Genomic DNA, 26,487 nt, shown 5'->3' with positions numbered 1-26,487 from the left:
GGTGGCTGGGCCGCACAGGGTGGCCCAGCCGCGCCCGTCACATGTCGTTCGCGCCGGTCAAGAGCGGTGAGTAGGACGGCTGCACGGGCGGCAGCTCCGGGTCGAGTGCGGCATGCTCGGCCGCGCCGTACACGATCCGGCCGCCGACCATCGTGAGCACGGAGGTCAGGGCGGGGATGCGGGCCTCCGGGACGGTGAGGTAGTCGTCGGAGAGCACGGCGAGATCCGCGTAATAGCCCGGGGCGAGGGTTCCCTTGACACCGTCGTCGTGGGAGAGCCGGGCGCTGCCGCGGGTCATCAGACCCAGGGCCTCGCACCGGTCCAGCCGGTTGGCGGACGGGTAGAGCAACTGTCCGCCGAGGGTGCGTCCGGAGGTGATCCAGTACACCGCGGTCCGTGTTGCGTCGGTGCCGAGACCGATCGGCAGACCTGCGCTCAGCATGCGCTTCACCGGTGGTGTCCGGGCCGCGGCCTGCGCCCCGTACCGCTGCTGGAACATCTCGCCCTGGAAGGCCATACGGTGTTGCAGGGCGACCGCGCCACCCAGCTGGGCGGTGCGCTCGATGTTGGCGTCACTGATCGTCTCGGCATGATCGAGGATGAACCGCACGCCCGGTCCGCCGGGGCCGTGCACCTCCTCCAGCACGTCGAGGAACCGGCTGATCGATTCGTCGTACGTGGCGTGCAGCCGGAACGGCCACCGCTTCTCCGCCAGAAGGCCCAGGACGCCGCGGAGTTGGCCTTCCATCGACGGGGCGAGGTCCGGCCGCGGCTGCGCGAAATCCTCGAAGTCGGCCGCGGAGTGGACGAGCATCTCGCCTGCCCCGACCATCCGCAGATGGTCGTCTCCGTCGCCGGGACTCACCAGCTCCGATATGCGCTGGAAGTCGGTGAGTTCCTTGCCCGGTGCCTGGGTGAGTGTGGTAGCCGATACGGACCGTGAGATCGCCGTCCTTGTGCAGCCGGTTGATCACCCCGTAGTCATCCGGGAATGTCTGATGGCCGCCACCGGCGTCGATCACGCTGGTGCCACCACGGGCGTTGGGATGACGCAGATAGTGCCGGGTGGAGATGAGCCGGCGGCGTCCAACGCCCGCAACACTGATCAACGTTGGTAGGTGCCCACGAGCGTGCCGCTCGCCAACTCCTGGCCCCTCACGGCACGATGCACAGCGTCGACCGTCGGTTTGCCGTGCAGGGAAAGCGGCTCCGAAACGGCCCACAGGCGGAAGAAGTAGCGGTGGACCCCGTGCCCCGGCGGAGGCATCGGACCGCCCCAGCCGACCCGGCCGAATCCGTTGGGCCATTCCTGGCCGCCGTGAGGTGACTCTCCCTCCGCTACGCCGGAACTCCCCGGATCGATACCCGTGACCAGCCAGTGCAGGAACGACCCGCCCGGCGCGTCAGGGTCCTCGCAGAGCAGAACCAACTCCGACGCACCGTCCGGCACCGCCGACCAGGTCAGCGGCGGCGAGACGTCGTCGCCCTCCCCGCTGTGGCGTCGAGGGATCGCCGCATGGTCGTTGAACGCGACACTTCTGAGCTCAATTCCTGTCATGCGCGCGGCCCTACCCCGATCGGCCCGGTCGGCACCGGTCCAGCCGGGCAGAACACCCGATTGGCCGCGTACACCGACCAGCGCGCCGGGAATCCTCTACGACGCACCCGATACGGAGCACACGATGCCGACGAGAATCCTGCTTGAGGGACGCCCCGGCGTGGGCAAGACAACCGTTGTCCGTCGACTGGCCGCGCTGCTGCTCAACCGCAGGGCCATCGGCTTCACCACGGAGGAGATCCGGCACGGCGGCACCCGGACCGGTTTCGCGCTGGAAACACTGGACAGCGGTCTACGGGCCGTCCTCGCCGGCGTCGACCTCCCAGGTCCACCGCGGGTGGGCCGGTACGGCGTCGACCTTGGCGTCATGGAGCGGCTCGCCCTGCCACCGCTCAGGTCGGCGGATCCGGCTCGTGGAGAGCTCGTGCTGATCGACGAGCTCGGGAGTATGGAGTTGGCAAGCACCGCATTCCAGGACGTGGTCCGGCGCCTGTTCACGTCCGACATCGACATCGTCGCCACCGTCCACGCAAAGAGCGACCCGTTCACCGACGCCCTCAAGCGGCGCGCCGACGTCGAACTCGTCCAGGTGAACCGGGCGAACCGGGACGCCCTCCCCGAGGACCTGGCAGCCAGGTTCGACAGTCCATGACGCCCTTCACAGAGTCCCTACCCCGTGGGGAGCACCTGTGCCGTACCTACTGGTAGGTACGGCGCTTCGCGGGAGCATGCCGGTCCAGGTGGCCAGGAGGCGAGAATGTGGGGGCATCGCGGTATGGCTTCGGTCAGCCTTGCGGCTGATTGATGTTGACCATCCAGGGGATGCCGAAGCGGTCGGTGCACATGCCGAACACGTCGCCCCACATCTGCTTCTCCATCGGGACGGAAACCGAGCCGCCGGTGGACAGCTTCTCCCAGTAGCCGCGCAGTTCGGTGTCGTCGTCGCCACTGAGGCTCACCGAGAAGTTGCTGCCTTTGGTGAACGCCATGCCCGGTGGGGTGTCGGCGCCCATCAGGGTGAAGCCGCTGGGCGTCTCCAGCATGCTGTGCATGATCTTGTCGGCCTCCGGGGTGTCCTTCTGGCCGAACTCCCCGAAGGTGTTGAGGCGGAGTGTGCCGCCGAAGACCTCCTTGTAGAACTCCATCGCCTGCCGGGCGTTGCCGTCGAAGCTGAGATATGGGTTAAGGCGCGAGGCCATGACAACCTCCCCGAATGGGTCAAATGATCGGATACGGGCAGACTAGCGCGGGCCGCTGACAACGGCCTGCCGTGCGCGACTGCATGACCCGTTCGCCGACCGTCTGTGAACGTGGCGGGTGAGATCTCGCCAGGCGTGCGGGGGGACTCATCGCAGTGGAATGACGGGAGCGCCGTCGGCGGGTTCGAAGGTCATGGCTGGGCTCCTTTGCCGTTCTGGTCGGTCTCTTTCGCGTCGACCGGCCATCGCGTCGACCGGTCCTCGACGTGCCTGAATCGCGACAGCCCGCCCCGGCAGGGGAGTTCCGTGATGGGTGACGGGGCGGCGAGTGGGATTCCCCATCGATCGCGGGCGATGTGGGCGGCCTGCTCTGCTTGGTGGTAGCCCTGTTCGCCCCAGCCGAGCAGAGCGGCAGCTTGCTGTGGTGTGGCCAGGAGCCGTGCGTACTGTCGGCCGCACCGGGCCCGAGGCACCGGCCGCCTCCAGCCGGGCGGCCATAGCTGCCCGCGCCGTCGCCGCGTCGTCTGCATGTCCTGGGTCGCCGGTCCCGGCCGGCAGGGACCGGCCGTTCCGGGGCAGCGCGCCGCCCTGCGTGCCGATTCGGTTCGTCTCAGCGGTCATGACCAGCCCATCTCCGTGTAGAGACGGCCTGCGCGGATGCCCTCGATGGCGGCCCGGGTGTAGGGCACGGTCTGCGCCGGGAGGTCGTCCGGGTGCCACCAGCCCCAGCCCGTGCACTTGTCGGGCTCCCGGACCTGCGGAGTTCCCGACCAGTGGCGGGCCCGGAAGACCATCTGCATCCGGGGCCGGCCGCCGGGTGTGTCCACGAGATGGACGACATGGGTGAGTTCGACGTCGCCGGGATCGATCAGCAGCCCTGCTTCTTCGTGTGCCTCGCGGACGAGGCAGGAGAGGGCGGACTCCTGCTCGCAGTGGCCGGCCAGGAAGTGCCACATGGATGCGGCGTAGGCGGAATCGGGGTGGCGCAGACCGAGCAGGACCTCTCCGTCGGTGTTCTCCACGTAGAGATGGGCGCCGATGCCATTGAGGACGGTTCTTCCGCCTCGGGCCGGTGCTGACGCCGTACAAGAGCGGCGGGCCACGGCGGCACCGCCGGCGGCCGTCGGGGGAGCGGTGCCCGGGCTGTCGGCAGGGAGCAGCGCGGCGTGGCGGCGGACCAGATTGCGGGTGGACGGGGCCATCCGCAGGCGTGGCATGATCTCTGGCCGGAACCAGTGCAGCATGACGCCTTCGGTCAGGTCCAACGTCGTGGGATCACCGGCCCACTGAGCGGCGAAGATCTGGATCGGGACGGTCGTACCGTCGTTGCCGCGAGCCTGCTCCACGGCGAAGGGGACCAGGTCGGGGAGGTCGAGGCCGGCCTCTTCCCGCAGTTCCCGTCTGACCGTCTCCTCCAAGGACCGGTCACCCGGTTCAAGGCCGCCGCCGAGCAGGGACCATGATCCCGGCTCCCAGATGCCGGGAATGTCGTCCCGCAGATGCAGCAGGTACTCGCCGGAACCGTTGTAGATCAATGCTGATGCGTTCGCCCGTGGGACCCGTGGGACCCGTGGGAGCGGATGCGGCAGGGGGGAGTCGGTCTGTGAGGTCTGCTCGGTCACGGGTGCACCGTCCTCGGTTCGGAGTCGGACATCGCAGACGCGGTGCGATAGCCGGCTGCCTGGAGTGTGAACATCTGGGCGTAGTCGCCGCCGAGGTCCATGAGCTGCTGGTGCGAGCCGGCTTCGGTGATGCGGCCGCCGTCGAAGACGAAGATCCGGTCGCACTCGACGACGCTCGCCAGCCGGTGCGAGATCAGCACGGTGATCTGGTCGGCCCTTGCCTTGTTCCGCAACACCGCCTGGTACACCGCGTGTTCGGCCTTGGGATCCATGCTCGCGGTCGGCTCGTCGAGCAGCAGGACCGGAGCGTTCTTGTACAGGCCCCGCGCGACGGCGATCTTGGCCCATTGGCCGGCTGACAGCTCCTGGCCGCCCCGGAACCGCTTGGACAGCACGGCCTGCCAGGTGCCCGGCAGACCGGCGATGACCTGATCGGCCCCGGAGGCCCGAGCAGCGTCCCACGCCCGCTGGGGGTCGGCCTCGGTGAGCGTGCCGCGCGAGATGGTCAGGTTCGCCAGGGCGCTGAAGGGGAAGTGCACGGGGTCCTGCAACACGGTGGCGACGCGCGCCTGAAGTGACTCGGCGTCCATGTCCTTCACGTCCACCCCGTCCCAGCACACGGACCCTTCGTCTGCCTCGTACAGCCCGGCGATCAGCCGTGAACAGGTGCTCTTTCCGGAGCCGTTGACGCCCACGAACGCGACAGTCTCGCCGGCGCGCAACGTCATCGAGATACCGCGCAGCGCCGGCTTCTCTTTGCCGGGGTAGGTGAAGCTGACGTCGTTGAGGGCGAGGGCTGCGACCGAGGCCGGTGCGGCCACCTGGCGGCGACGGGGTTGCAGCCCGCGGCAGCGCTCCTGGAATTGCAGGAGGTCATCGACCCACATGGCGTGCTCGTAGACCAGGTGTGCCACATCCACGAAGCGTGTCAGCGCGGTCTGGCTGGTCTGGATCGCCAGGACCGCGCCGGCGCCGGCCGCGAGGGGAAGCCATCCGGCGATCAGCATGGCTCCCAGAGCGATGTAGGTGATGCCCGTTCCGGTCCCTCCCACGGCCCGGCCGGCGAGCGTCAGCACGGCGGAATGCACCCCGAGTTGGGTGTCCTCCTCAGCGATCCGGGCGGCCAGCCGGCGGTGCTCTTCCAGCAGGGCGTTCTGCGCGGTGTCGGAGCGCAGTTCGGCGGCGGCGTCACGCTCCAACAGCAGCCAGGAGAAGACCCTCACCCGCCGCTGGAGGGCGTTCCACCGCTTGAAGCTGTGGAACCGGGCCCGTGCCGTACGTACCGCCGCGGCGCCCACCGGCAGGACGGACAGCAGGAGGAGGGGGAGGAGGGCGGGGTGCAGTGAGGTGAGTACGCCGGCCGTCCCGATCAGCCCGAGAAGAGCGGAGGCCAGGGAGACGACTTGGCCGACGATCTGCCGGGCGTAGAACAGACCGCGGTCGGAAGCGCGGTAGGCGTCGTCGTGCCAGTCGGCATCGTCGACGACCTCCAGCCGCACATGCGCGGTCAGTCGCAGGAAGTCACACTCCAGCGCGGTGCGGATCTTCGGGGTCACCCGCGCCTGTGCGACAGCGACTCCGGCCTCAAGAAGCGCCCGGGCGGCCAGGAACCCCACCACGAGCAGGATCTGCGGCACCGCACCGTGGACCTTGTCCGGCGTCGGCCCGTTGCCGAACAGCTCACGCAGCACGCCCACCGAGGCCACCAGCCCGAAGGCCTGCATTACTGCCGAGACCAGTTGCAGCACCACGACCGCCACGGTGGCCGAGCGGTCCGCCTGCCACGCCAGCCGGCCGATCTGCCGCACGATGCGCGGCAGCCGCGTCAGGACCTCGCCGACCGTCGACTTGGCCGCTGCGCCGTCGTAGATCGACCAGTACGCCTCTTCCAGCTCATCAGCCACATCACCGTCCCCCGGTGCCGTGGGCACAGCAGTCGACGGGAGGCCCAGCGGTTCGCGGCGGGGCCCGGGCAGATCCGCGCGCTGCACCGGTGACGGGGACGTGCCGTCTTCCTCCGCACTCATGCCCACCACCACGTATCCGGACGCGATGAGCGGTCAACACGGCGGGAAGAGGCGTCAATTACGTGCCGGGGGAGTCCCGCCGCCAGGGGCACGGGCTGCCGCCGTTCGAACCGAACGGAGCGATGCGCGAGGACATACGCAGGATGCATGACTCTCCGAAAGGGGCGGAGGTGGGTACAGGTGCTCTAAAGAACGGCCCGTTCTGCTCCCCGTAACGGGTGACGAGGAGGCAGATCGTGCACACAAGTTCTCTTCAGCGACGGAAGGCGGACGCGGCTTCGGTTGCGTGTCCAGGTGGGTGCTCGAACGGTGCGTTTCACCCCTTCGTGGGATTGCGCCGCCCTGTTTGTCGCGGGTCCGGAAGGGAATGCGGGCATGGCCCGGAAGGCAGCGGCGAGGGCGTGCCGCGGGAGATCGGTGCGCCGGAGGACGGGCCGTCGGCCCCTTGATGCGGCCCTCCACCGCGGCCCCGAAGTGGCGTTCCGGCCCCGCCAAACCGGCTACGACTGCTCCGCCCGGCGGATGACACCCACCGGCTCGCCGTACCACCGAACGCATTGCCGATGATGCCGCCGTTTAGTGATCGTTGATCTCCGGTGGACAGGATGAGCCTCACACCATGCGCCACCGACCATGAGGGGGAAGACCTATGGGTCTCGTGAAGTTCGGCCAGCTCGAATGCGTCAAGCAGGAGGACTGGAACGGTAAGGACGACATCTACATCACGATCAACGGGAAGCGGGTCTACTCGGCCCGGATCGGCGAGGGCGGGAAGCACAACATCAACCAGTCCTTCCGGTACAACGGCGATGTCGCACGCGTCCGGTTATACGAGAGCGACAGCTCCGATGGCGATGACCTCCTCGGCGAGCAGATTCCCCGGCTCAGCCACTACGAGATGAAGTTCACCGAGGATGACGCCTACTACACACTCTCCTACGAGCTGATCGAATAGCAGGCGCAGGGAGGCCACCGCACCGCCCTGAACCTGTCATCCCAGGGCGATAACGGAACAACTGCCTTCCTCTCTCTGCCACTTGGGGCACCCCACCCGGACCCGTGACCGCCATGCGCGCGGCCCGGGTGGGAAGTCCCCGGGGTGGACGTGCCGTGCCGGTCGGCCCCGTACTCAAAGTCGCGCCGGGAGCCCGCCCCCAGGTTTGAGCGCAAGGGCTGACGGCCATCTGTTCGGAAGGTCGTGTCGGTGCGAAGCCTGGGGGGATCATGGCCACGTACGGATTCATCGTCAGGGCGGGATTAGCCCTGGCCACCGTCATCGGGCTGCTCTCACCGGGCGCGGCTCACGCCGATGCCCCGGCGTCACCGCCGCCGCTCACCGACGACCGCGGGCGCACGCTCACCCTGCGCGGCTGGAACGTCGAGGACAAGACGCACCGCGGCGCCGATGCGCTCAGCGCCATCACCCAGCGGCACTTCCACGATCTGCACGATCAAGGCTTCAACTTCGCGCGCCTGCTGGTCTTCTGGGACGACCTGGAACCGCGGCCCGGCCACTACAGCGAGCGCTACCTCCGCAAGATCGAACGGATCCTCAACTGGGCCCACCGCTGGCGCATCCAGGTCGTCATCGACGCCCACCAGGACGTCTTCGGCCCCACGTTCGGCCATCGCGGCATCCCCGAGTGGGCCACCCGCACCGACGGGCTGCCCTTCACCCCACACCCCGACGACTGGTTCGCGGAGTACTTCGAACCGGCCGTGCAGGCGGCCTTCGAGCACCTCTACCAGGACACCGACCTCCAGCGGGCACAGGCCCGCATGTGGCAGGTGCTCGCTCAGCGCTTCGCCCACCACCCCGCCGTGTTCGGCTATGACCTGATCAACGAACCCATGGGGCGGCTCCGCGACGGCGAGGACCTTCCGGCAGCCGCCCGTCGCATCGAGTCCGAACAGCTGACCCCGATGTACAACCGGATAGCAGGCGCGATCCGCACGGCCGACCGCCACAGCAGGCTGTTCGTCGAACCGACGCCCATCGTCGGCGAGGGGCTGCCCACCGGCCTCGGCCGCATCCACGACCCCAAGGTCGTCTACGCACCGCACTTCTACAACGCCACGATGGAGGCCGGCGGCGACTACGACCCCTCGGCGCACTGGATCGAGACCTATGAGAAGGCCGTCACCACCTACCCGAGGGCCCAGCAGATACCGGTCATCGTCGGCGAGTGGGGTCCGCGGGACGGCTCGCTGCCCAACATGGCGCGCTTCTACGGCGATGCCCTCGCCTCCCTCGACCGCTACAGCTCCGGCTGGGCGGGCTATGTGTGGTGCTACGGCGGCGGGTACTGCGCCGTCGGCGAAGACGGCCGCTTCCACGCCAACAAGGACCAGACCGCGCGTCCGTATGCCCCCGCCGTCGCAGGCACGGTGCGCGCGCAACGCTACGACGCTGTGACGCGGACGTTCCGCCTCGTCTACGACTCCTCGGGACGGCCCGGCGTCAGCGAGCTGTCCACTCCGCCTACGGCCGCGGGATGGCGGGTGTCGGTTCAAGGGCCGGCGGTGGCCTGGCCGCGTGCCGTACCGTCAGGGCAACGGGGCACTATCCGGGTGCGGACCCGGCCAGGTGCCTCCGGGCGGGTCACGGTGACGGTCTCGGCACGGGGATGAGGCTGGCGCCGGTCCGTACCCCCCCCGCCAGGCCGGTCGACAGGACCGGAACGGCGGCCCGGCTCGACTTCACCGCACCGCGCGTTCGCCGTGCGCGGCTTCAACCCCCGTGCCGGGGCCGCCCTTTCGGCTTGTGCATCGTCCCTCCCGAGGGCCGTTCGCGTCCCTGTCCGGAAGGCCCTGTCCCGTTCTCGCTTCGTCTGTGGGGCGCCGCGCCGGGCGATCCTCGGGGTGATTCCTCGGGCCGGAGGATACGCCGCCGCCCACGAGGGCCGGGCTGCACGACTTGCAGGGAGCCGGCCGCTACGGTGTCCGCCGCGAGACCCGAGCTGATGTCATGTCACCCGTTTTGGCCTGTCAGTCCCGTGAGAGCAGCCGGAGCTCTGCGTCGACGGCGCCGCGGATCAGTTCATGGGCGCGGGCGAGCGTCGTGGTGCCGCTGAGCCAGCGTTCGCTCAGACCCTCGACCAGCGCGGAGAGCCGTTCGGCCGCCGCCTCCGGGTCGATTCCGGAGTCGGCGGTGCCGGCCTCCTGCGCCTGGCGGATCAGATGCGCGAGATCGTCGGCCCATTCGCGGGTCGCGGTGGCCAGCAGCTCCCGCAGATCCGGGTCGAAGACGGCAGTGGCACGCAACTCGCCCCAGGCTGTGCTGTTCTCCCTGACCTCGGGGACGTCCTGGAATTCCAGCAGCAGCATCTCGGTGAGCTGGGTGCGTGGGGCAGCGGAGGCGCCCAGGGCGGCGTCGGTGTAGCGGATCGCCCGCCGGTTGATGAACTCCAGCGTGCGCCGCAGCAGACCGGCCCGGTCCTTGAAGTGGTAGTAGATCAGCGCGGTCGAGACGCCGGCCTCCGCGGAAACCTGCTCAACACGCAGCCCGCGCACGCCGCGCCGGGCGATCAGCCGGGCGGCGGCTTCGAGGATCTGGGTGGGGCGGTCCGGCATCGAAGGCTCCCGCGGTTCGAGGAATCAACTGTGGCTCGGTCCGATCATGCCTTACGCTCATCCTGACCAAATTTTCAGTCAGGAGGTCCATCATGGGCATACCCCGACGTCAGGCCCTACAGACGGCGGCGGCTGTCGCACTCGGCGGGGCATTGAGCGCCTGCGGCACCCGGGACAGCAGCCGTCCTGCGCCGGGCGGGAGCCACGCGGTCCCCGCGGCGGCCACGACCGCCGGCGGCCGACGGCTGCCCGAGGAGACGCACCCGCACGAGGCGACCTATATGGCCTGGCCCACGCGGCAGATCTGGGGGCCGTACGTAGCCGGTGTCCGCGCCGACATCGCGCACATCGCACGGGCGATCGCCGAGTTCGAGCCGGTGGTCCTGCTGGCCAATGAGCCGGAGGCGAAGGCCGCGCAGCGGGCGTGCGGCGCCGGGGTCGAGGTGATCCCGACTCCGGTGGACGACCTGTGGATGCGCGACAGCGGACCGGTCTTCGTACTGGGACCCGACGGCGTCGCCGGCGTCGACCTCAACTTCAACGGCTGGGGGAACAAGCAGGAGCACGGGCGGGACCGCCACGTCGCCCGAGCGATACTCGACGACGAACGCCTCACCAGGATCAAGGCCCCCATCACCGCCGAGGGCGGAGCGGTGGAGACCGATGGCAACGGCACCCTGCTGGCGACCGAGAGCTCCCTGGTCAACGACAACCGCAACCCCGGAAAGTCCCGCGCCGACATCGAACGGGCGCTCAAGGACCTGTTCGGTGCCACCAAGGTGATCTGGACGAAGGGCGTGAAGGGCAAGGACATCACGGACTACCACATCGACGCGCTGGCACGGTTCTCCGAACCCGGCGTCGTGGTCCTCAGCACCCCGGCGAAGGGCGCCCCGCGGAATGACTTCACCGCCGCCTACGAGCAGGCTCGCAAGGTCCTGGACCGGGCCGTCGATGCCCGGGGGAAGCGGCTCGAGGTCGTCGAGCTGCCCGAGCCGTCCGACATCGGGCCCCGGGGGAAGGGTTTCCTGGCCTGCTACGTGAACTACTACGTGGCCAACGGCGCCGTCGTCATGCCCCGCTTCGGCGACAAGAAGGCCGACGGCCGGGCTGCGTCCGTGGTGCGGGACCTGTACCCGGGGCGGGAGGTCGTGCAACTGCCCTTGGACAACCTCGGCGAGGGCGGCGGCGGTATCCACTGCGCCACCCAGCAGCGCCCCAAGGCCGACTGAACTCCCCTGCGCGGTAGGGCGGGACGGGGCATCGGTCCGTTTGCGGCGGGGGAGGGGCTGGTCAGCCGTCTCCGCGGAGTGTCCGTGCGAGTGTGGAGCGGTGGGTCGGTTTCGCGTCGCTGTAACGCTTGTGGCCTTCGTCGGTGAGGACGACGAAGATGCCGCGGCGGTCGAGATCGCACATGACGCGCTCGACGAGGCCGCCTCGTTCCAGCCTGGCGACCAGCCGGGAGGCGGCGCTCTGACTCAGGTGCACCACGTTGGTGAGGTCCTGGCCCCGGCACTTGCCGTGGTCGGAGGAGGCGAGCAGTTCGAGTGCCTCGAACTCGCTGACGCTGATGCCGTGCTGTGCCTGCAAATCGTGCTCAAGAGCGTTGTGCACGGCGGCGTGACGGGCGAGAAGCTCACGCCACTCCGCGACCAATTCCTGCTCCGTGCCACCGACCATGGAGCCAGAATACCATGCGTCAGCATCTGATGCATCCAAATTAAATGCACTTGCATTCGATGCGTGTGCATGTGAGAGTCGCGGCATGACTTCGTCCGTACCTCTGTCCGCCACCACATCCACGTGGAACGCAAAACTCTGGGGAGTTCTGCTCACGGTCTCCCTCGTCATCGGCCTCGACGCACTCGACGTCTCGATGGTGGGCGTCGCACTCCCCTCCATCCAGGCCGACTTGGGCCTGTCCACCAGCGCGCTGCAGTGGATCGTCAGCGGCTACGTCCTCAGCTACGGCGGGCTGCTGCTGCTTGGTGGACGCGCCGCCGACCTGCTCGGACGCCGCCGGGTGTTCCTGACCGCGGTAGCCGTGTTCGCTGCCGCCTCCGTGCTCGGCGGTCTGGTCGACGACGGAGCCCTGCTGATCGCCACCCGCATACTCAAGGGCATGGCGGCGGCGTTCACCGCGCCTGCCGCGCTGTCCATCGTCACCACCACGTTCGCCGAAGGGCCCGCACGCAACAGGGCGCTGGGCATCTTCTCCGTCTTCGGAGCCAGTGGCTACTCGGCCGGCTTGGTGCTCTCCGGCCTGCTGACCCAGGTCGGCTGGCGGTGGACGTTCTTCCTGCCGGTGCCGGTCGCGGTGATCGCGTGGATCGCGGCCAGCCGCCTGCTGCCCAAGGACGGCCCCCGCTCCTCCGGCGGCTACGACATCCCCGGCGCGATCACCTCGGTCGGCGCGATGCTGCTGCTCGTCTACACCGTCGTGGAGGCGCCGGAGGCCGGCTGGGCCGCGCCGAGCACGCTGATCCAGTTCGCGGTCGCCGCGGCGCTGCTGCTCGCCTTCATCCTGATCGAACGCCGCAGTACACATCCGCTGGTCCGTCTCGGCATCCTCCGCTCGGGCTCGTTGGTACGGGCCAATCTGGGCATATCGGTGTTCTTCGGCGGCTACATCGGCTTCCAGTTCGTGGTCATGCTCTACTTCCAGTCGGTGCTGCACTGGTCGGCGATCCAGACCGCGCTCGGCTTCCTTCCGGCCGCGCTGATCGTCGCCTTCGGCTCGCCGCAGATGGAGCCCCTGATCGCACGGCTCGGCACCTCACGCACCATCGCGGGCGGTGTCATCGCCCACCTCATCGGATACGTGCTCTTCCTCGTCATCGACCGGGACGCCCCGTACGTCGTCGGTGTGCTGCCCAGCATGATCCTGCTCGGTATCGGGTTCACCCTGGCCTTCGCGTCCTTCAACATCCAGGCCACCGCCGGCATCCCGGACCATGAACAGGGCCTGGCCGGCGGCCTGCTGAACACCTCGACGCAGGTCGGCGGCGCGATCGGACTCGCCATCGTCACAGCGGTCCTCACTGCCGGCGGCGAAGGCAAGACCGGCCCCGACGCCCTGCTCGCCGGCTTCACCCCGGCCCTGCTCACGGTCACTGTCCTCTCGGCCATCGGCCTGCTCATCGGACTGTCAGGAGTCCTCGGACGGCGCAAGACCGACAAGCCGGCGGACAAGCCGGCGGAGAAGTCATCGCACGAGCCGGAGCTCGCCCTCGTCGACTGACCGGCCCTGTCACGGCACATCCCGGTATGAGGCACCAGCCAAAACCGGGATGTGCCGTTCTTGGTGCCCCTCCGCACCCCTCCGCATGACTCGCTGACGGCTCCGTTGCGCATACGCCGCGCGGGGGCGCAACTGGACAACTAAAGCATCCGGCGACGCCGGCCTGTCACGCGTCCGGGCAGTCATCGAGAGGCAATTTGAGGAACGCCTCGTGGATGTCGTCCCGGATGTCCCAGCGGATCCGCAGGCGCCGGAAGCCTTGGATCCAGGCGTTCGTCCGCTCGACGGCCCACCGCACGGTCCCGAGCCCGGAGCCGTGCGGCACACTCGGAGGGCGATCACCGGCTTGATGCCCCGCTTCCACAGCAGGCGGCGGTATTCGTCCAAGACGTAGCCGCGGTCGGCGAACAGCTGCCGGGCCGGTGGCGTGCCCGCCCCGTTCTGCCGCGGATGCACGGGATGGCATCCAGGAGCTCAAGACGCTCTACCCGGCCAAGACCGGCGCTCAGCTCTGGGCGATGACCGGCGTCACGCCGATGCTCGGCGAGAACGACGACCACCAGAACTACAACCAGGCCGCCGCCCAGCAGTTGGTCACCTTCGCCAAGCAGCACCACCTCGGCATGCTGGCCTCCTGGAGGAGAGAGCTGGGACGCCAACGCTGCACCGGCGCCCTGTTCAAGGGCACCAACATCCAGCAGGCGCCGTACGAGCTCTCGAAGATCTTCTCGCAGTACCTCGGCTGACGATCGGTCAGCTGGCCTGCGGTGGGCCGCCCTCAGCGCCCAGCTGTCAGCGCAGGGCGACCGTCGCGCCCGTTCGTTCGGTGGCGACCCTGACGGCGAAGCCCGCCAGCGCGGTGCCCATCGCATAGCGGTGTAGGCGCTGCCATAGCGGGTGCCGGGCGAAGAACCCGGCGACGGAGCCGGCCGTCACGATGAAGAACGCGTTGCCCGCGACCCCCACCGCGATCTGGGTCAGCCCCAACAGCAGCCCCTGTAGGCCGACATGGCCGCGCGCCGGGTCGACGAACTGCGGTAGCAGCGAGATGTAGAGGATGGCCACCTTGGGATTGAGCAGGCAGGTGAGGAAGCCCATCAGGAAGAGCTTGCGGGCCCCGTCCTGCTCCAACTCCTGGGTCGCGACAGCGGATCGGCCGCCCGGCCGGACGGCCTTCCAGGCCAGCCAGAGCAGGTAGCCCGCCCCGGCCAGCTTGATCGCCAGGTAGATCTCCGGCACCAGCGCGAAGACTGTGGCGATACCGGCGGACACCGCGAAGAGGTAGACCAGGAAGCCGAGGAAGACCCCGGCCAGCGAGATCAGCCCCGCCCGGCGGCCCTGGGCGATCGAGCGGGAGACCAGGTAGATCATGTTCGGCCCCGGCGTCAGCACCATGCCGAGCTCCACCACCGCGATCCCCGCTATTGCTCCCAGCTCGATCACAGCACTACCCCCGTACGCGCGTTCGCCTGGACGCAACCTAGCAGTTCACAGTCATGTGCGGCCCAGCGTGCCGAGCCGAGACAGCTGTCACCTCGTCACGCTGACTGTCACCAAGATCGAGACCGGCGAAGTCGCGGCACGAGTTGGCCCTCGTACAGAGGAAGGCATTGCAATGAGAACACCGGCTGCGAGGAGGAGGTGCCCATGTGCGTTCTTTCCGCCGCTCGTTGGGTCGTGGGGAAGGGACCGCTGTGGCTTGTGTCGGACGACCTGTGGGGCCGGGTCGAGCCGTTGCTACCGGACGCGGCAACAACGGCTTCGCAAGCTCGGCCGTCCACCACTCGATGACCGGGGATACCTGCTGGGATCCTGTTCGTGCTGCACACGGGGATCCAGTGGGCGGGCTGCCGCAGAGCTCGGCTTCGGCTCGGGCATGACCTGCTGGCGCCGGCTGCGGGACTGGCACGAGGCCGGGGTGAGGGACCGGTTGCACCAGGTGCTGCTGACCGAGTGCGCCGTGCCGGGGAAGTGGAGCGGTCGCGGGCGGTGATCGACGGCTCGCACCGCCTGGCCCGTCGCGGCGGCCCCAAACGGAGCCGAGCACGGTCGACCGTGCCCGGCCTGGCTCGAAACACCATGTGATCACAGACGGCCGGGAACCCCTCTGGCCATCGCGTTGACCGGTGGCAACCGCCACGACGTCACCCAGCCCATGCCGCTCCTGGATGCCATCCCGTGCATCCGCGGCAGAACGGGGCGGGCACGCCACCGGCCCCGGCAGCTGTTCGCCGACCGCGGCTACGACTTCGACGAGTACCGCCGCCTGCTGTGGAAGCGGGGCATCAAGCCGGTGATCGCCCTCCGAGTGTGCGGCACGGCTCCGGGCTCGGGACCGTGCGGTGGGCCGTCGAGCGGACGAACGCCTGGATCCAAGGCTTCCGGCGCCTGCGGATCCGCTGGGACATCCGGGACGACATCCACGAGGCGTTCCTCGAATTGGCCTGCTGCGTGATCGCCTACCGACGCGTCCGAACCTTGTGTTAGCTCCTCTCAGGCATGGAATGCCTTCCGCAGGAGTTTGCCGAACTCGGCGGGGTGTGTGGTCAACCCGGTGTGCCCGCCGGGGAAATGGTGGATTTGCGTGCCGATTCGCTCGGCAAGGAAAGCGGCGGAGCGGTAGGGCAGCTCGCCGGGTGAGTCCTGGCCGCAGGCGAGCACGAGCCGGTCCGACAGTGCTTCCAACTGGTGGATGTCCGGGGCATAGGACATGAAGCTGGGCACGATACGTCCGACGAAGTACGGCAGGTTGGCCATCGTCTGCTCGGCCCGCGCCGCCGCCTGCGGCGGAAGCTTGACCTCGGCCTTCGGCTCGGTGGTGTCGCCGTCCTTCTTCAGACCTGCGGCGAACTCGGCCATTGCCGGCATGAGCCCCTGTGTGCGGAGTGTCTCCTGCACGCGGGCGATGAGCGCGCGGTGTTCGGCGGCGTCCGGCAGGACCTCCACTACCGGCGGCTCGTGCGCCAAGAGGCGTTCGACGCGTTCGGGGTGGGTGGTGAGCAGGTGCAGGGCGGCGATCGCGCCTGAGCTGGTGCCGAACACCCGGGCGGGTTCAGCGGGTGAGAGCAGTTCCAGTATCTGGAGCGCGTCGTCGGCGTGCTCGGGCACTCGCTGCTCGGCTTCGGGGTCGTCCAGCGTGCTCTGGGACATGCCGCGCGGGTCGTAGGTCGCGACGGTGTATTCAGCGGCCAGGTAGTCGGCGATGCCGTCGAAGGACGCTGCGCCGCCCGCCCCTCCGGGGATCAGCAGCAGGAGCGGGCCTTGGCCGCGCACTTCGTAGTGCAGGGTCGCGCCGTGCACGCGCAGGCTTCCGGTGGTCGGGTCGGTCATGCGGAGTCTCCTTCTCGGGAAGTGGGCCAGTGCTCCAGGAGGGTGTGCAGGGCGTCGAGGGCGCGGACCCAGGACTGCTGAGGCGAACGCGCGTGCGCGAACCCGCCCGCGGCCTCCAGCGCGACGAACCCGTGGAACGAGCTGCGCAGCAGCCGGACCGCGTCGGTCAGGTCGGGCTCGGCCAGTCCGTAGCCGCGCAGCATGCCGTAGGTCAGCTCGACCGCGCGCCGCGGTCCGGGCGCCTTTGCGGCCAGCTCCGGGTCGATCTCGATCGGGGTCTGCGTCGCCATGTAGCGGCCCGGATGCCGGTGGGCGTACTCCCGCCAGGCGTTGGCGAACGCGACCAGCGCATCCCTGCCTGCCCGCCCGGCGGTCGCCTCCGCGATACGGATGGTCTTCTCGTCCGCGGCCAGCAGCGCGATCCGTCCGCGCAGATCCTCCAGACCGCGGACGTGTGAGTAGAGACTCGCGTCCTTCACACCCAGCCGCCGTGCCACCTGCGACATGGTCACCTGCTCGAGCCCGACCTCGTCCGCCAACTCGGCACCCGCGATCGTCACCCGCTCCGCCGTCAGTCCGGCCCGCGCCATGCTCTCTCCCTTCCTAGAGAAGCTAGGTATAACCTAGAGGTATTAGGAAGCGCAATTGAGAGGTGCACCTGGGCGGCGTTCAGCCAACAAACCGTCGTTTTCTGCCGCCCCAGTTTTGGGTGGAGTCCCGGGTGAGGCGTATGGGGTGACGTGTCGGTACGTTCACCGGGCCGATGGCTCGGCAGGTGTCGAGCCCTGCACGGCACGGGCGTGCAGGGCCGCGAAGTGGTCGAGGAACAGGCCGTGAACGAACATGTAGCCGCCGCCGACCCGGCGGAGCAGGATACGGTCGCTCGCGTACTGGAGGAACCGCACCCACCTCAGCGGGATGCGGCCCTGTAGCGCCAGCATCGCCCGCAGGGTGTAGTGGTGCAGCCAGGCGCGTCCTCCGGTGTGCAACGCCGTCAGAACGAAGACGGAAATGCCGCACGTCAGCCCATCGATCACGCCGAACAGCAACGTCATCCGTGCCCCGAACGCCACTCCTGCCAGGATGCCGACGGCCGTTCCTCCGGGCAGACCGACGGCGACAGCGTTCATCAGAGAGCGGCGCATTCCTTCGTTCGGACTGATGCGGGCCTCTCGAAGCTGCGGCGACACCCCACCGACCACCACGTAGAAGGTGATCGGCAAGACCATGAAGAAGACCGCAAAGACCACGGTGGTGGTCAGGCCCCACACGTGCATGATGGTCCCAACGGTGGCTGAGAGTGCAACGCCCCAGGGCAGGGCCAAGCGCAGTTGCCGGCCGGCGTTCTGCCGCAGGGAGCGCAACGACCAAGAGATGATCTCGGCTGGACGGATCGCTTTGTCGAACGCGAAGACGCAGACCAGCCCCCCGATCGCTGCACCTGTGAGCCAGCCCGTCGACATGCCCGCCACATAGACGTCGTTCCCCAAGCCGAAGAGCTTGGCACCGAGGGTGTTGGCGTGGTCGATTGCGTACCCGGTCGCCAGAGCCATCGCCACCCCGAGGAGAAGAGGGGAGAAGCATGCCGTCATGATCCTCAGCAGCGGGCTCGACAACCACGCAGGCTGCATCCACTCCACGTGGAACACGGTCTGGTCGTCCTGGCTCATCTGATGCGCGAGTTCACCGAGCCAGCGGACGACGCGTTCGCCATCGTAGGCACGGCCGGTCGGCCTGCGGCGCAGCGTGTGCTGGACATAGCTGTCGATCAGGTGTGAACGGCGGTCCGCAACCCGCCCTTCGGCCTCCAGTTCCTCTGCGGACAAGCCCCGATAGGCCAGGGAGGCCACATTCAGCAGCAGCGGAGAGGACAGCAGTGACAGCAGCTGATCGTCATGCTCGATAGCCGTGCGCAGCCCTGCGAGCTGAGCTCCAGCGCCGGCGAGGTGGGTGAGAACCTGGCTTTGCGTCAGGTCACGAATCAGGACGGCCCTGTTCAGGCGGAGCCGCGAGCCGATGGCGTCGTAGTCCGCGACCCGCGAGCAGACGACGATTTGCAGTGGGCCGTTCGCGCCAAGGAAGTCATTGATCGCCCTGACGCAGCCATCGCGGCGGTCGACCCTGACCTCGTCGAGACCGTCCAGAAGGGGCAGGATCATCTCGTCGTGGAGCCACTGCCGGGCCAGTTTTCGCGGAACGGTGTACCGGCGATGCAGCTCGTCCTCGAGCCATTGGCCGAGCGGACTTTCGGACTTCCCCCACGAGGAGAGGTTGAAGACGACGGGCATCGGCTGTTGGCAGTCGGACTGCGCCCGCTGAAGCAGCTCCGCGGCTATCTCAAGCAATAACGTCGTCTTGCCGGACCCGGGCATGCCAAGGATCAGCAGGGAGCCTCCGGACTGGTCGAGAACATCGATGGCGGATGTTCCCGGCGGAAGTGCACGCGGCCGGTCCGGATCGTCGTACACCACTACGTTCCACGGGCGTTCGACAGCGTCCGAGCGGGTCTCCAGCCCCAGCTCAAGCCTCGTCACCACCTCCAGTGACTGGTTCAGGACCCCGTCGATCCAAAAGTCCCGCTGGCGCTGGAGCATCAGTCTCCGGTGCTGCTGCTGAACCGGAGCATCGGGTGCGGGATCCTCCTGCGGCTCGATCCATGCCTGCCATGCCGCGACCCCGAGACACAGCAGTGCCGTGATGCTGAAGGCGGCCCAGGCGAGCGCGGAATTCTTCACCAGCCAGCCCGGCAGTTGATAGGGCACGAGCTCGGTGGCAACCCCCGAGCTAGCACTGGCGCAAGCCAGCGCAATCGCAGCTACAACCCTCCTCCTGCGCGCGGCCATGACAGGCTTACCTGGTGTCCGGCATGTCGAACATCCCCCAGAGGTACGGTGCCGGGGAGCGGATAGGCATGAGCGCCTTCCGATGCCGCCGCGCCAACTTCTACACTTGTATCTTCGCACTCACAGAGCATCAATTCCCCAAAGGCGTTACGCCATGGCCATTCGGCGCGATCCTTTCAGCCCGTGCACGGCGATCCCTACGCCACCCGCTGCCGCCGTCGGTGGTACGCCAGGCTGTCAAGGTGCGCTCGATCAACTCCCAGCGGACATCGGACAGTTCGCTGGGATACGGGCACTGTCGCGTCATGTTTCGGTGCCCTTCACCAGCAGTCCACGGCGGCCGAGCCCGTCACGTCATCTCGTAAGGTGACGGTCATGGCATGCAGAATCAGTGAACTGGTCATCGACGCCGCGGACCCCGACCGGCTGGCCGCATTCTGGAGCGACGTCCTCGGCTACGTCGAGCTCGGTCGGGAGAGCGACGGAAGCATCGAGATCGGCCCGCCCGACGCCGGTTTCGGCGGCCCGCAGCCCACCCTCGTCTTCGGCCCGACCAGCGCCCCCCGGACGGGCAAGCTCCGGCTGCACATCGATGTCAACGCCACAGACCGCGACCAGGATGCTGAGCTGGAACGACTGCTCGCTCTCGGCGCAAGGCCCGTCGACGTCGGCCAGACCGGCACCGAAGGCTGGCACGTCCTGGCCGACCCCGAGGGCAACGAGTTCTGCCTCCTGCGCACCCGGCTCAAGCCGCTGTGACAATGGTGTCCTTCGGTGCGGACCTGGGAGTGGCTGCGTCACGGGCCACAGAGAGCCGCGTCCACACGGCGTGTCGAGCGCAAACTGCCACCATCGTGGGAGTAGTCCCGGGCCCGGGCAGGGGAGGATGCGGTGCAAATCGGGCGAGTTGAGGCGCGGCCCATGGTGGCGTCGCCCTTTTCGACGGCATAGTCGGAGCACTATCCGCAGTAGCTGTCGTCCGGATGCAGAAGCACGATCCGCAGTAGCCGCCGTCCGGATGCCGGAGCCATGATCGCCTCCGGACCACCCCGCGATGTCCTCATTACCGCCCTGCCGGCCGAGGCGTTCGGACGGCGGATGAACGCGGCCCGGGCAGGAGGGGATTGCCGCCCTGCCCGGCCCGCGGTTTCGGAGGATCAGGCAGCGATCGCGTCGGTGACGCCGTACCCGGCCTCGACGATGGCAGCGCGCAGCCGCGCGTCATCGAGGTCCGTGCCGTGCACCGTGACGGCGTTCGCGGCGAGGTCGACCACGACCTCGCTGACACCCGGCACCTCGGAGACCTCTTCCGTGATGCTCGCCACGCAGTGCTCACAGCTCATGCCGGTGACGTTGTACTGCTTCTGGTCCATGGGGGAACTCCTGGGTGTCATGGGGGATTTTGGTGGTGTACGGATGCGCGGGTGCGGGTGTTCAGGCCGACGCCCTCACCTCAGAAGTCGGCTGAGCGGGGTACGGAGTTCCCACGGCCGCGCGCCGGTTTGGATACGGGGACGGGGCAGGGGAGCGGCGCAGGCGTGGCATCGCGCCGTCGGTGCAATCGGAACGCGCCATGCCGTGACGCTCACTGACCGGGCTCCGCTCGCGGTACCCGAGAGGCTCTGCTGATCGGCGCGGAAACCCGTGCTGGCGGGCGGTCACTTCTGGGGGCGGGGCACAGCCGGGAACTCACCCCATTTTCCGCCCGACTTATGGGACGAGGCTGCTGACCGGCAGCCCACCCGCGTTGGTGAGGGGGAAGGGTGACACACGGCGGTCCCGGTTCGGAACAGACCGGTCGCATACCCGTCGGCGAGGACCGTTGGCTGCTGGTCGCTGTGGCGGGCGTGCTGGCGTTCGTGGCGATGCTCGATATGAACATCGTCAACGTGGCCTTGGCGGACATCGCCGACGGTCTGGAGGTGTCCACGGCGACTGCCCAGTGGGTGGCGCTGGGCTACCAACTTCCCGTTGTGGCCTTGCTGTTGCCCGTCGGTCGGTGGCTCGACGGCGTGGGGCTGCGTTCCGCCGTGCTCGTCGGTATCTGCGGCTTCGGTCTGTGCAGCGCCCTGGCCGCCGCCGCGCCCTGGGTGGCCTGGCTGATCGCCGCCCGCCTGATGCAGGGCGCGTTCGGGGCGGTGCTGTTCGTGCTGATGCCGGTCCTGGCGATCCGCTCCGTACGGCCGGAGCTGCGCGGGCGGGCGATGAGCGTGCCCGCCACCCTGGGCCCGCTGGGCGCGGTGACCGGGCCCGCCCTGGGCGGCCTGCTGCTGGACCATCTGGGCTGGCGTTCGGTCTTCCTGGTGAAGATCCCCTTCTGTGTGCTCGCCCTGGTCGTCGCCTGGCGGGCCATGCCGAGGGACGGCGGACTGCGGACGCCTGATCGTCGGTCGGTGGCCGACGCACTGCTGGTGGCCACCGGCACCGCGATTCTGCTGCTGGCGTTGACGCTGGCGCCGGACGGCCCGGCCTGGCTGCTCCTCGCCCTCGCCGCCGTACCGCCGCTGTGGTGGTGGCTGCGCGGCCCGGGCGGGCGTCCGGTGACCGGCGTGCTCCGGACGGTGGGGCTGTTCCGGTCGCACGGGGCCGTGCTGGCCCTCGCCGCCGGATTCGCGGCCATGCACTACGTCGTCGCCCTGCACCTCCAGCGCGATGACGGCTTCAGCGCCACGACGACCGGCCTGACCGTCCTCGCCTTTCCCCTGGGCATGGGACTGGCCGGCCCGCTCGGCGGCCGCCTCGCGGACATCCCCCGAGCTCTCGGCTCCGGTCGAGCAGGGGGGACCCCCATCGGCGCCCGGCCGGTTGCGGTCACCGGCGCCGCGCTCACCGCCGCCGGCCTGCTCCTGCTGATCCCGCTCGGCGACGGCTGGTCACCGCTGGACGTGGCCTGGCGGCTGGCGCTGGCCGGACTCGGCATGGGCCTGAACGGCGGCCCCACCCAGGCTCTGGTCATGGGCGCGGCCCCGCCGGACCGCATCGCGACGGTCGGCTCGACGGTGCAACTCGCCCGCAGCCTCGGCTTCACCCTCGGCCCGGCCCTGGCCACCGCGGCCTGGGGCCTGACCAACGGTGACCGAGCGGGGTTGGCCCTGGCCGCCACCGCCGCCTGTCTCGCCGTACCCCTGCTCGCACTGCCCGGCCGACGGCCTGCCCACGTGCCGGACAAGACCGCCGACGCGGCGCCCGCCGCCCACAACTGAACCAGGAGTCACTGCAATGTGCGGAATCACCGGCTGGGCGTCCTTCCATCACGACGCCCGCACCCAGGCCCCGGTAATGGAGGCCATGACCACCACCCTCACCGCGCGCGGCCCCGACACGGGCGGCGTCTGGCTCGGCGAGCGCGCCGCCATCGGCCACCGCCGCCTGGCCGTCATCGACCTCGCCGGCGGCGTGCAGCCGATGACCGACCGGCCCGACCGGCCGAACATCGTGCTCAGCTACAGCGGCGAGGTCTACAACCATCACGAGCTGCGGACCGAACTCCGCAGCCGTGGACACCACTTCCGCACCCGCAGCGACACCGAGGTGGTACTGCGCGCCTACGCCGAGTGGGGCGAGGGCCTCGCCGACCACCTGGAGGGCATGTTCGCCTTCGCCGTATGGGACGAGCGCGCGCAGCGGCTGCTGCTGGTACGTGACCGCCTCGGCGTCAAACCGCTGTTCTGGGCCGCCGTCGACGGCGGCCTGGCCTTCGCCTCCGAGCCCAAGGCCCTGTTCGCCCACCCCGAGATACGTCCCCGGGTGGACGCCGACGGGCTGCGGGAGGCGTACAGCCTGCTGTTCAACACCGGGCCGACGGTGTGGTCCGGGGTGCGTGAGGTGGAGCCCGGCGGCCTGCTCGTGCTGGACCGGGACGGCATCCGCGAACGCCGCTACTGGCAGCTGGAAGCCGGAGTCCACGACGACGACCGGGACACGGCCGTCGAACGGATCCGTGAGCTGGTCGGCACGGCCGCCCGCAGCCAGCTGGAGGCCGACGTCCCGCTGTGCAGCCTGCTGTCCGGCGGCCTCGACTCCACCGTCCTGACCGCGCTGCTCGCCGACGAACTCCGGCTGCGCGAAGGCCCGGACGCCCGCATCCGCTCCTACGCCGTCGACTACAGCGACCAGGTCGAGCAGTTCACCGGCGACGTCCTGCGCACCGGCCACGACACCCCGTACGCCACCGAGGCCGGCGCCTTCATCGGCACCGACCACAGCACGGTCGTCCTCGACCCGCGCGCCCTGCTCGACCCCGAGCACCGCAAGGCGGTCGTCGTGGCGAGGGACTCCCCGATTGGAGTCGGCGACATGGACACCTCGCTGTACCTGCTGTTCGGCGAGATCCGCAAGCACTCCACCGTGGCCCTCTCGGGCGAGGCGGCGGACGAGGTGTTCGGCGGCTACCCCTGGTTCCACAACCCGAAGGCACTGGCCGCGGCCACCTTCCCGTGGCTGCTCGTCACGGGTGACGAGGCCGCGATGCCACTCAACCCGGAGCTCGACCTGCGCATGGGGGAGTTCCGCGAGGACACGTACCGCAGCGCGCTGGCCGCCGTACCGCATCTGGACGACGAAACCCCGGCCGAGCACCGGCAACGCGAGATGCAGCACCTGTCCCTGACCCGCTGGCTGCGCCAACTCCTGCACCGCAAGGACCGGTTGAGCATGGCCCAGGGCCTGGAGGTCCGTGTCCCCTACTGCGACCACCGCCTCGTCGAGTACGCCTTCGCCACGCCCTGGGCACTCAAGAGCTTCGACGGCCGGGAGAAGAGCCTGCTGCGCGCCGCCGGCGCCGGACTCGCGCCCGACTCCGTGCTGCACCGGCCCAAGAACCACTACCCGGCCACCCATCACCCCGACTACAACCGCGGCCTTCAGGACCTGGCCCGCGACGCCCTGTCCACCGATCAGGTCCGTGCCCTGGCCGACGAGGCCCGCATCAAACCCTCCCTCGACACCCCGCCCGACCGGTTGGAGTGGAGCCACCGCCTCCGCCTCGAACGCGTCGTCGACCTCGCCCTCTGGCTGGACCACCACCGACCCGAACTCGCCCTCTGAGGAGCCCACGCCGCGGGCCGCGCTCGGGCGCCCACGCAGGGTGTTTGTGCAGGTCAGCGGAGGTGCCCGCGGGCCGAATCGCCTACCGGTGGCGGGGTGGAGGGGTGAGTTACGGAGGCGATTCGCCGGCACCGCGCACTTACGCTCGGCCACTCGGGGCGCGTGGGAGCCGCCACGTAGCAGTCCGTTCGCCGACGGACGGGCGTCGGCGAACGGCCATACAATCTTCGGTGGCGGTGCGCGGTCTCCCCCTCGCCGTTACATCGCCTCCGGGGGAACCATGCGCCGTACTGCCGCTACGGTCATCACCGCCGCCTGCCTCGCGCTCGCGGCCTGCACCGCGGAGTCACCCGGCCCCCAATGCCTCCGCACAGCCCACCTCCTCCCCAACGCGCGCCTCCTCCCCAACGCCCGCCAGTGGTTTCCGTGGGCGGCCGGCCAATGGTCCGTTCAAGGGGGGGCCCTGCGCCTGGCCGCCCAGCATGTCGTGCGGGCGGGCGGTCACTGGCGGCTGACGGTTCGGGTCACGCCGGCGAAGACCGTCGTGGCCAGAATCCAACCGGCGACGACGAGGGCGTAGGAAAGTGTCTGGTACCAGCCCTTCGGTGCGAACGCCCCCTCCTGGCCGAAGGAGATCACTGGCAACAGCAGGTCGAGCGTGAAGAACACCGGATTGAAGTCGGGGGCCTCGGACGCCTTGAGCGGGCGGGGGCGGTGCACGCTGTAGGCGGCCGAGCCGACTGCGAGCAGGGACAGAAGCCAGACGCAGGCGAGCATGGGGCGGAAGCCATAGCCGACCGTGACCTCTTGGAGGTGCCCCCACACTCGGCTGTACCAGGGGAGGGTCCGGCGGTGTCTGCGGAGCTTGGCGAGCTGGACGACGCGGGCGGCGTGGTCGTCTCCGACGCGGAGGTAGGCCGCCGTCAACTGTTCGTAGCCATGGGGGAGATAGCCCTCGCTGTCCTTGTTCAGCATGGGCAGGCGGCGCTCTGCGGGCTCGTGCGGCGTGAGGGTGGTGTAGACGAGCCCGTTGAGAAGCACGTCGTCCGGCACCACTTCCGGTTCCAGGAACAGAACCTCGATCTGGGCGCGGCGGAGATTCAGAGTGCCTTCCATGGGCGGACTCTTCCGCAACCAGAGTTCCCCGATGGTGCAGCTGCTCGCGCGCAGCGCCGCGTCGCCGGGGTTCGACAGGCGGGCGTACGACAGGTCGAGCCGCCCGGTGACGCGGGCGCCCCGCAGGCCGATCCAGCCTTGCGTGTGCATGCGCCGCATATGGAAGTCGCCTCCCACCACGAGTGTCTGCCCGTCGAGGGCAACGCTGCCCGGGTGGTTGAGCCGTGCGTCGTCGAGGGTCGCCGACCCGGCGATCGAGGCGCCGCTGAGTCGCACCTCCCCGTGCGTCCGCAGCCCGGGTGCCCAAAGGTTGTCGCCGATGGTCACATAGCCGAGGCGGAGCGCAGGCCACTCGGTGTCCGGCGGAGTGATCTCGCATCCGTCCAGGTACAGCGCCCCGGCGATCTGCGCCCCGCCGAGCCGCACCGGCCCGAGGAACCGGCAGCCCGACAACTGCACCATGCCCTCCACCCGCACGGTGGCGGCGGCCAGCCCGGGCAGTACGGAGCCGCTGAGGTTCAGCTGGCGAAGTCGGGAGGCGTACAGCAGGGGTGCGTCCTCGAAGAAGCAGTCGCTCAGCCGTACGGCGTGGTCGATCGTGCCGTATTGCAGATTGAGGACCCCGGTGATCCGCGCGCCGCCCAGTCTGAGGGCGGGTATCTCCCCGTCGTCCAGCGGGCCGTTGAGGAGCAGGGCCCGCAACACGTCTGCCCGGACGGTCCGTTCGGGGCCCCAGTCCGCTCCCTGCGCGGTGTCCTCGTCGTCCGCCGTACGGAAGTCCACGGACGCGCCCCTGGGAAAGGCTTGCCACACCCGCAGCTCGGCAGGCGTAAGATCGTTTATGTCCATCAGCCGGGACTCTGACGCCACGGCCCGAAGCTGTCAACTTCCCCTGAAGCCTCCTGGTCGGGCCGCCTCGCTCATCCCGACTC

At 69.2% G+C, this 26,487-nt stretch carries 22 protein-coding genes and 2 pseudogenes; 10 read left to right on the top strand and 14 right to left on the bottom strand.

Annotated elements, in window-relative coordinates:
• Positions 1 to 37: 37 nt before the first annotated feature.
• On the bottom strand, positions 38 to 946 hold the full coding sequence (locus tag ACZ55A_RS21090; RefSeq protein WP_468842087.1) for an amidohydrolase family protein: 909 nt from the start codon (positions 944 to 946) through the stop codon (positions 38 to 40).
• A 159-nt stretch (positions 947 to 1,105) separates the two neighbouring features.
• Entirely contained in the window at positions 1,106 to 1,558 is a 453-nt protein-coding gene (locus ACZ55A_RS21085; RefSeq protein WP_468842028.1) for a YbhB/YbcL family Raf kinase inhibitor-like protein, read from the bottom strand.
• Between the two features lie 124 nt (positions 1,559 to 1,682).
• Here ACZ55A_RS21085 and ACZ55A_RS21080 point away from each other — a divergent pair, with 124 nt between their 5' ends.
• Entirely contained in the window at positions 1,683 to 2,210 is a 528-nt protein-coding gene (locus tag ACZ55A_RS21080; RefSeq protein ID WP_468842025.1) for an NTPase, read from the top strand.
• A gap of 133 nt (positions 2,211 to 2,343) precedes the next feature.
• Here ACZ55A_RS21080 and ACZ55A_RS21075 read toward each other — a convergent pair whose 3' ends face one another.
• From ACZ55A_RS21075 to ACZ55A_RS21065, 3 genes are all read right to left on the bottom strand, one after another.
• Complete coding sequence (locus ACZ55A_RS21075; RefSeq protein ID WP_468842023.1) at positions 2,344 to 2,757, bottom strand: VOC family protein; 414 nt, start codon at positions 2,755 to 2,757, stop codon at positions 2,344 to 2,346.
• A gap of 617 nt (positions 2,758 to 3,374) precedes the next feature.
• The gene (locus ACZ55A_RS21070; RefSeq protein ID WP_468842020.1) at positions 3,375 to 4,379 is read right to left on the bottom strand and encodes an NUDIX domain-containing protein; all 1,005 of its coding nucleotides are present in this window, start codon (positions 4,377 to 4,379) and stop codon (positions 3,375 to 3,377) included.
• Complete coding sequence (locus ACZ55A_RS21065) at positions 4,376 to 6,406, bottom strand: ABC transporter ATP-binding protein (protein WP_468842017.1); 2,031 nt, start codon at positions 6,404 to 6,406, stop codon at positions 4,376 to 4,378. Before ACZ55A_RS21065 ends, ACZ55A_RS21070 begins: the two co-directional genes overlap by 4 nt.
• A gap of 649 nt (positions 6,407 to 7,055) precedes the next feature.
• Here ACZ55A_RS21065 and ACZ55A_RS21060 point away from each other — a divergent pair.
• Positions 7,056 to 7,361 carry a hypothetical protein gene (locus tag ACZ55A_RS21060; RefSeq protein WP_468842014.1) on the top strand — a complete coding sequence of 102 codons (306 nt, stop codon included), beginning with the start codon at positions 7,056 to 7,058 and terminating at the stop codon, positions 7,359 to 7,361.
• A 269-nt stretch (positions 7,362 to 7,630) separates the two neighbouring features.
• Positions 7,631 to 9,037, top strand: a complete 1,407-nt coding sequence (locus ACZ55A_RS21055; protein WP_468842011.1) for a cellulase family glycosylhydrolase — start codon at positions 7,631 to 7,633, stop codon at positions 9,035 to 9,037.
• A gap of 357 nt (positions 9,038 to 9,394) precedes the next feature.
• Here ACZ55A_RS21055 and ACZ55A_RS21050 read toward each other — a convergent pair whose 3' ends face one another.
• Positions 9,395 to 9,979 carry a TetR/AcrR family transcriptional regulator gene (locus ACZ55A_RS21050; RefSeq protein WP_468842008.1) on the bottom strand — a complete coding sequence of 195 codons (585 nt, stop codon included), beginning with the start codon at positions 9,977 to 9,979 and terminating at the stop codon, positions 9,395 to 9,397.
• 92 nt (positions 9,980 to 10,071) lie between these two features.
• Here ACZ55A_RS21050 and ACZ55A_RS21045 point away from each other — a divergent pair, with 92 nt between their 5' ends.
• Positions 10,072 to 11,211, top strand: coding sequence for an agmatine deiminase family protein (locus ACZ55A_RS21045; RefSeq protein WP_468842005.1), 1,140 nt, complete (start codon positions 10,072 to 10,074; stop codon positions 11,209 to 11,211).
• A 61-nt stretch (positions 11,212 to 11,272) separates the two neighbouring features.
• Here ACZ55A_RS21045 and ACZ55A_RS21040 read toward each other — a convergent pair whose 3' ends face one another.
• Entirely contained in the window at positions 11,273 to 11,659 is a 387-nt protein-coding gene (locus tag ACZ55A_RS21040; RefSeq protein WP_468842002.1) for a MarR family winged helix-turn-helix transcriptional regulator, read from the bottom strand.
• Positions 11,660 to 11,744: 85 nt separating this feature from the next.
• Between ACZ55A_RS21040 and ACZ55A_RS21035 the strand changes: the two genes are divergently transcribed.
• Positions 11,745 to 13,220 (top strand): MFS transporter, encoded by a 1,476-nt coding sequence (locus ACZ55A_RS21035; protein ID WP_468841999.1) that lies wholly within the window; start codon positions 11,745 to 11,747, stop codon positions 13,218 to 13,220.
• 166 nt (positions 13,221 to 13,386) lie between these two features.
• Here the strand turns inward: ACZ55A_RS21035 and ACZ55A_RS21030 are convergent.
• Positions 13,387 to 13,699 (bottom strand): annotated as a pseudogene (locus ACZ55A_RS21030) (transposase family protein); the annotation flags it as partial.
• A 39-nt stretch (positions 13,700 to 13,738) separates the two neighbouring features.
• Here ACZ55A_RS21030 and ACZ55A_RS21025 point away from each other — a divergent pair.
• Positions 13,739 to 13,966 carry a hypothetical protein gene (locus ACZ55A_RS21025; protein WP_468842093.1) on the top strand — a complete coding sequence of 76 codons (228 nt, stop codon included), beginning with the start codon at positions 13,739 to 13,741 and terminating at the stop codon, positions 13,964 to 13,966.
• Positions 13,967 to 14,012: 46 nt separating this feature from the next.
• Here ACZ55A_RS21025 and ACZ55A_RS21020 read toward each other — a convergent pair whose 3' ends face one another.
• Positions 14,013 to 14,663 carry a LysE family translocator gene (locus tag ACZ55A_RS21020; RefSeq protein ID WP_468841997.1) on the bottom strand — a complete coding sequence of 217 codons (651 nt, stop codon included), beginning with the start codon at positions 14,661 to 14,663 and terminating at the stop codon, positions 14,013 to 14,015.
• A 204-nt stretch (positions 14,664 to 14,867) separates the two neighbouring features.
• On the opposite strand from ACZ55A_RS21020, the pseudogene ACZ55A_RS21015 reads away from it, so the two are divergent.
• Positions 14,868 to 15,707: pseudogene (locus ACZ55A_RS21015) on the top strand (IS5 family transposase).
• A 6-nt stretch (positions 15,708 to 15,713) separates the two neighbouring features.
• On the opposite strand, the gene ACZ55A_RS21010 reads toward ACZ55A_RS21015, so the two are convergent.
• From ACZ55A_RS21010 to ACZ55A_RS21000, 3 genes are all read right to left on the bottom strand, one after another.
• A complete protein-coding gene (locus ACZ55A_RS21010; protein ID WP_468841994.1) occupies positions 15,714 to 16,550 on the bottom strand; it encodes an alpha/beta fold hydrolase in 837 nt (278 codons plus the stop codon).
• Positions 16,547 to 17,140, bottom strand: a complete 594-nt coding sequence (locus tag ACZ55A_RS21005; protein WP_468841992.1) for a TetR/AcrR family transcriptional regulator — start codon at positions 17,138 to 17,140, stop codon at positions 16,547 to 16,549. The genes ACZ55A_RS21010 and ACZ55A_RS21005 overlap by 4 nt, the downstream gene beginning before the upstream one ends.
• A gap of 162 nt (positions 17,141 to 17,302) precedes the next feature.
• Positions 17,303 to 19,312 carry an NACHT domain-containing protein gene (locus ACZ55A_RS21000; RefSeq protein ID WP_468841989.1) on the bottom strand — a complete coding sequence of 670 codons (2,010 nt, stop codon included), beginning with the start codon at positions 19,310 to 19,312 and terminating at the stop codon, positions 17,303 to 17,305.
• A gap of 456 nt (positions 19,313 to 19,768) precedes the next feature.
• Here ACZ55A_RS21000 and ACZ55A_RS20995 point away from each other — a divergent pair, with 456 nt between their 5' ends.
• Positions 19,769 to 20,152 (top strand): VOC family protein, encoded by a 384-nt coding sequence (locus ACZ55A_RS20995; protein ID WP_468841986.1) that lies wholly within the window; start codon positions 19,769 to 19,771, stop codon positions 20,150 to 20,152.
• A 398-nt stretch (positions 20,153 to 20,550) separates the two neighbouring features.
• Here the strand turns inward: ACZ55A_RS20995 and ACZ55A_RS20990 are convergent, their stop codons facing one another.
• On the bottom strand, positions 20,551 to 20,766 hold the full coding sequence (locus ACZ55A_RS20990; RefSeq protein ID WP_468841984.1) for a heavy-metal-associated domain-containing protein: 216 nt from the start codon (positions 20,764 to 20,766) through the stop codon (positions 20,551 to 20,553).
• Positions 20,767 to 21,156: 390 nt separating this feature from the next.
• On the opposite strand from ACZ55A_RS20990, the gene ACZ55A_RS20985 reads away from it, so the two are divergent.
• Positions 21,157 to 22,596, top strand: coding sequence for an MFS transporter (locus tag ACZ55A_RS20985; protein ID WP_468841981.1), 1,440 nt, complete (start codon positions 21,157 to 21,159; stop codon positions 22,594 to 22,596).
• A 16-nt stretch (positions 22,597 to 22,612) separates the two neighbouring features.
• Positions 22,613 to 24,439: an asparagine synthase (glutamine-hydrolyzing) gene (gene asnB / locus ACZ55A_RS20980; RefSeq protein ID WP_468841978.1), complete on the top strand. Its 1,827-nt coding sequence runs from the start codon at positions 22,613 to 22,615 to the stop codon at positions 24,437 to 24,439.
• Positions 24,440 to 24,940: 501 nt separating this feature from the next.
• Here the strand turns inward: asnB and ACZ55A_RS20975 are convergent.
• Positions 24,941 to 26,404 carry a membrane-associated oxidoreductase gene (locus ACZ55A_RS20975; protein WP_468841975.1) on the bottom strand — a complete coding sequence of 488 codons (1,464 nt, stop codon included), beginning with the start codon at positions 26,402 to 26,404 and terminating at the stop codon, positions 24,941 to 24,943.
• Positions 26,405 to 26,487 lie beyond the last annotated feature (83 nt).

It is taken from the genome of Streptomyces sp. NPDC034111 (assembly GCF_055575375.1).
This window is presented reverse-complemented; position numbering and strand designations above follow the sequence as displayed.

What these genes read in the sequence shown, in the direction of transcription:
- ACZ55A_RS21085 (WP_468842028.1), bottom strand. Translation starts at nt 1,558, where the DNA reads ATGACAGGAATTGAGCTCAGAAGTGTCGCGTTCAACGACCATGCGGCG.
- ACZ55A_RS21060 (WP_468842014.1), top strand. Translation starts at nt 7,056, where the DNA reads ATGGGTCTCGTGAAGTTCGGCCAGCTCGAATGCGTCAAGCAGGAGGAC.
- ACZ55A_RS21035 (WP_468841999.1), top strand. Translation starts at nt 11,745, where the DNA reads ATGACTTCGTCCGTACCTCTGTCCGCCACCACATCCACGTGGAACGCA.
- ACZ55A_RS21050 (WP_468842008.1), bottom strand. Translation starts at nt 9,979, where the DNA reads ATGCCGGACCGCCCCACCCAGATCCTCGAAGCCGCCGCCCGGCTGATC.
- ACZ55A_RS20975 (WP_468841975.1), bottom strand. Translation starts at nt 26,404, where the DNA reads ATGGACATAAACGATCTTACGCCTGCCGAGCTGCGGGTGTGGCAAGCC.
- ACZ55A_RS20990 (WP_468841984.1), bottom strand. Translation starts at nt 20,766, where the DNA reads ATGGACCAGAAGCAGTACAACGTCACCGGCATGAGCTGTGAGCACTGC.
- ACZ55A_RS21045 (WP_468842005.1), top strand. Translation starts at nt 10,072, where the DNA reads ATGGGCATACCCCGACGTCAGGCCCTACAGACGGCGGCGGCTGTCGCA.
- ACZ55A_RS21025 (WP_468842093.1), top strand. Translation starts at nt 13,739, where the DNA reads ATGACCGGCGTCACGCCGATGCTCGGCGAGAACGACGACCACCAGAAC.
- ACZ55A_RS21010 (WP_468841994.1), bottom strand. Translation starts at nt 16,550, where the DNA reads ATGACCGACCCGACCACCGGAAGCCTGCGCGTGCACGGCGCGACCCTG.
- ACZ55A_RS21040 (WP_468842002.1), bottom strand. Translation starts at nt 11,659, where the DNA reads ATGGTCGGTGGCACGGAGCAGGAATTGGTCGCGGAGTGGCGTGAGCTT.
- ACZ55A_RS21005 (WP_468841992.1), bottom strand. Translation starts at nt 17,140, where the DNA reads ATGGCGCGGGCCGGACTGACGGCGGAGCGGGTGACGATCGCGGGTGCC.
- ACZ55A_RS20995 (WP_468841986.1), top strand. Translation starts at nt 19,769, where the DNA reads ATGGCATGCAGAATCAGTGAACTGGTCATCGACGCCGCGGACCCCGAC.
- ACZ55A_RS21075 (WP_468842023.1), bottom strand. Translation starts at nt 2,757, where the DNA reads ATGGCCTCGCGCCTTAACCCATATCTCAGCTTCGACGGCAACGCCCGG.
- asnB (WP_468841978.1), top strand. Translation starts at nt 22,613, where the DNA reads ATGTGCGGAATCACCGGCTGGGCGTCCTTCCATCACGACGCCCGCACC.
- ACZ55A_RS21080 (WP_468842025.1), top strand. Translation starts at nt 1,683, where the DNA reads ATGCCGACGAGAATCCTGCTTGAGGGACGCCCCGGCGTGGGCAAGACA.
- ACZ55A_RS21065 (WP_468842017.1), bottom strand. Translation starts at nt 6,406, where the DNA reads ATGAGTGCGGAGGAAGACGGCACGTCCCCGTCACCGGTGCAGCGCGCG.
- ACZ55A_RS21055 (WP_468842011.1), top strand. Translation starts at nt 7,631, where the DNA reads ATGGCCACGTACGGATTCATCGTCAGGGCGGGATTAGCCCTGGCCACC.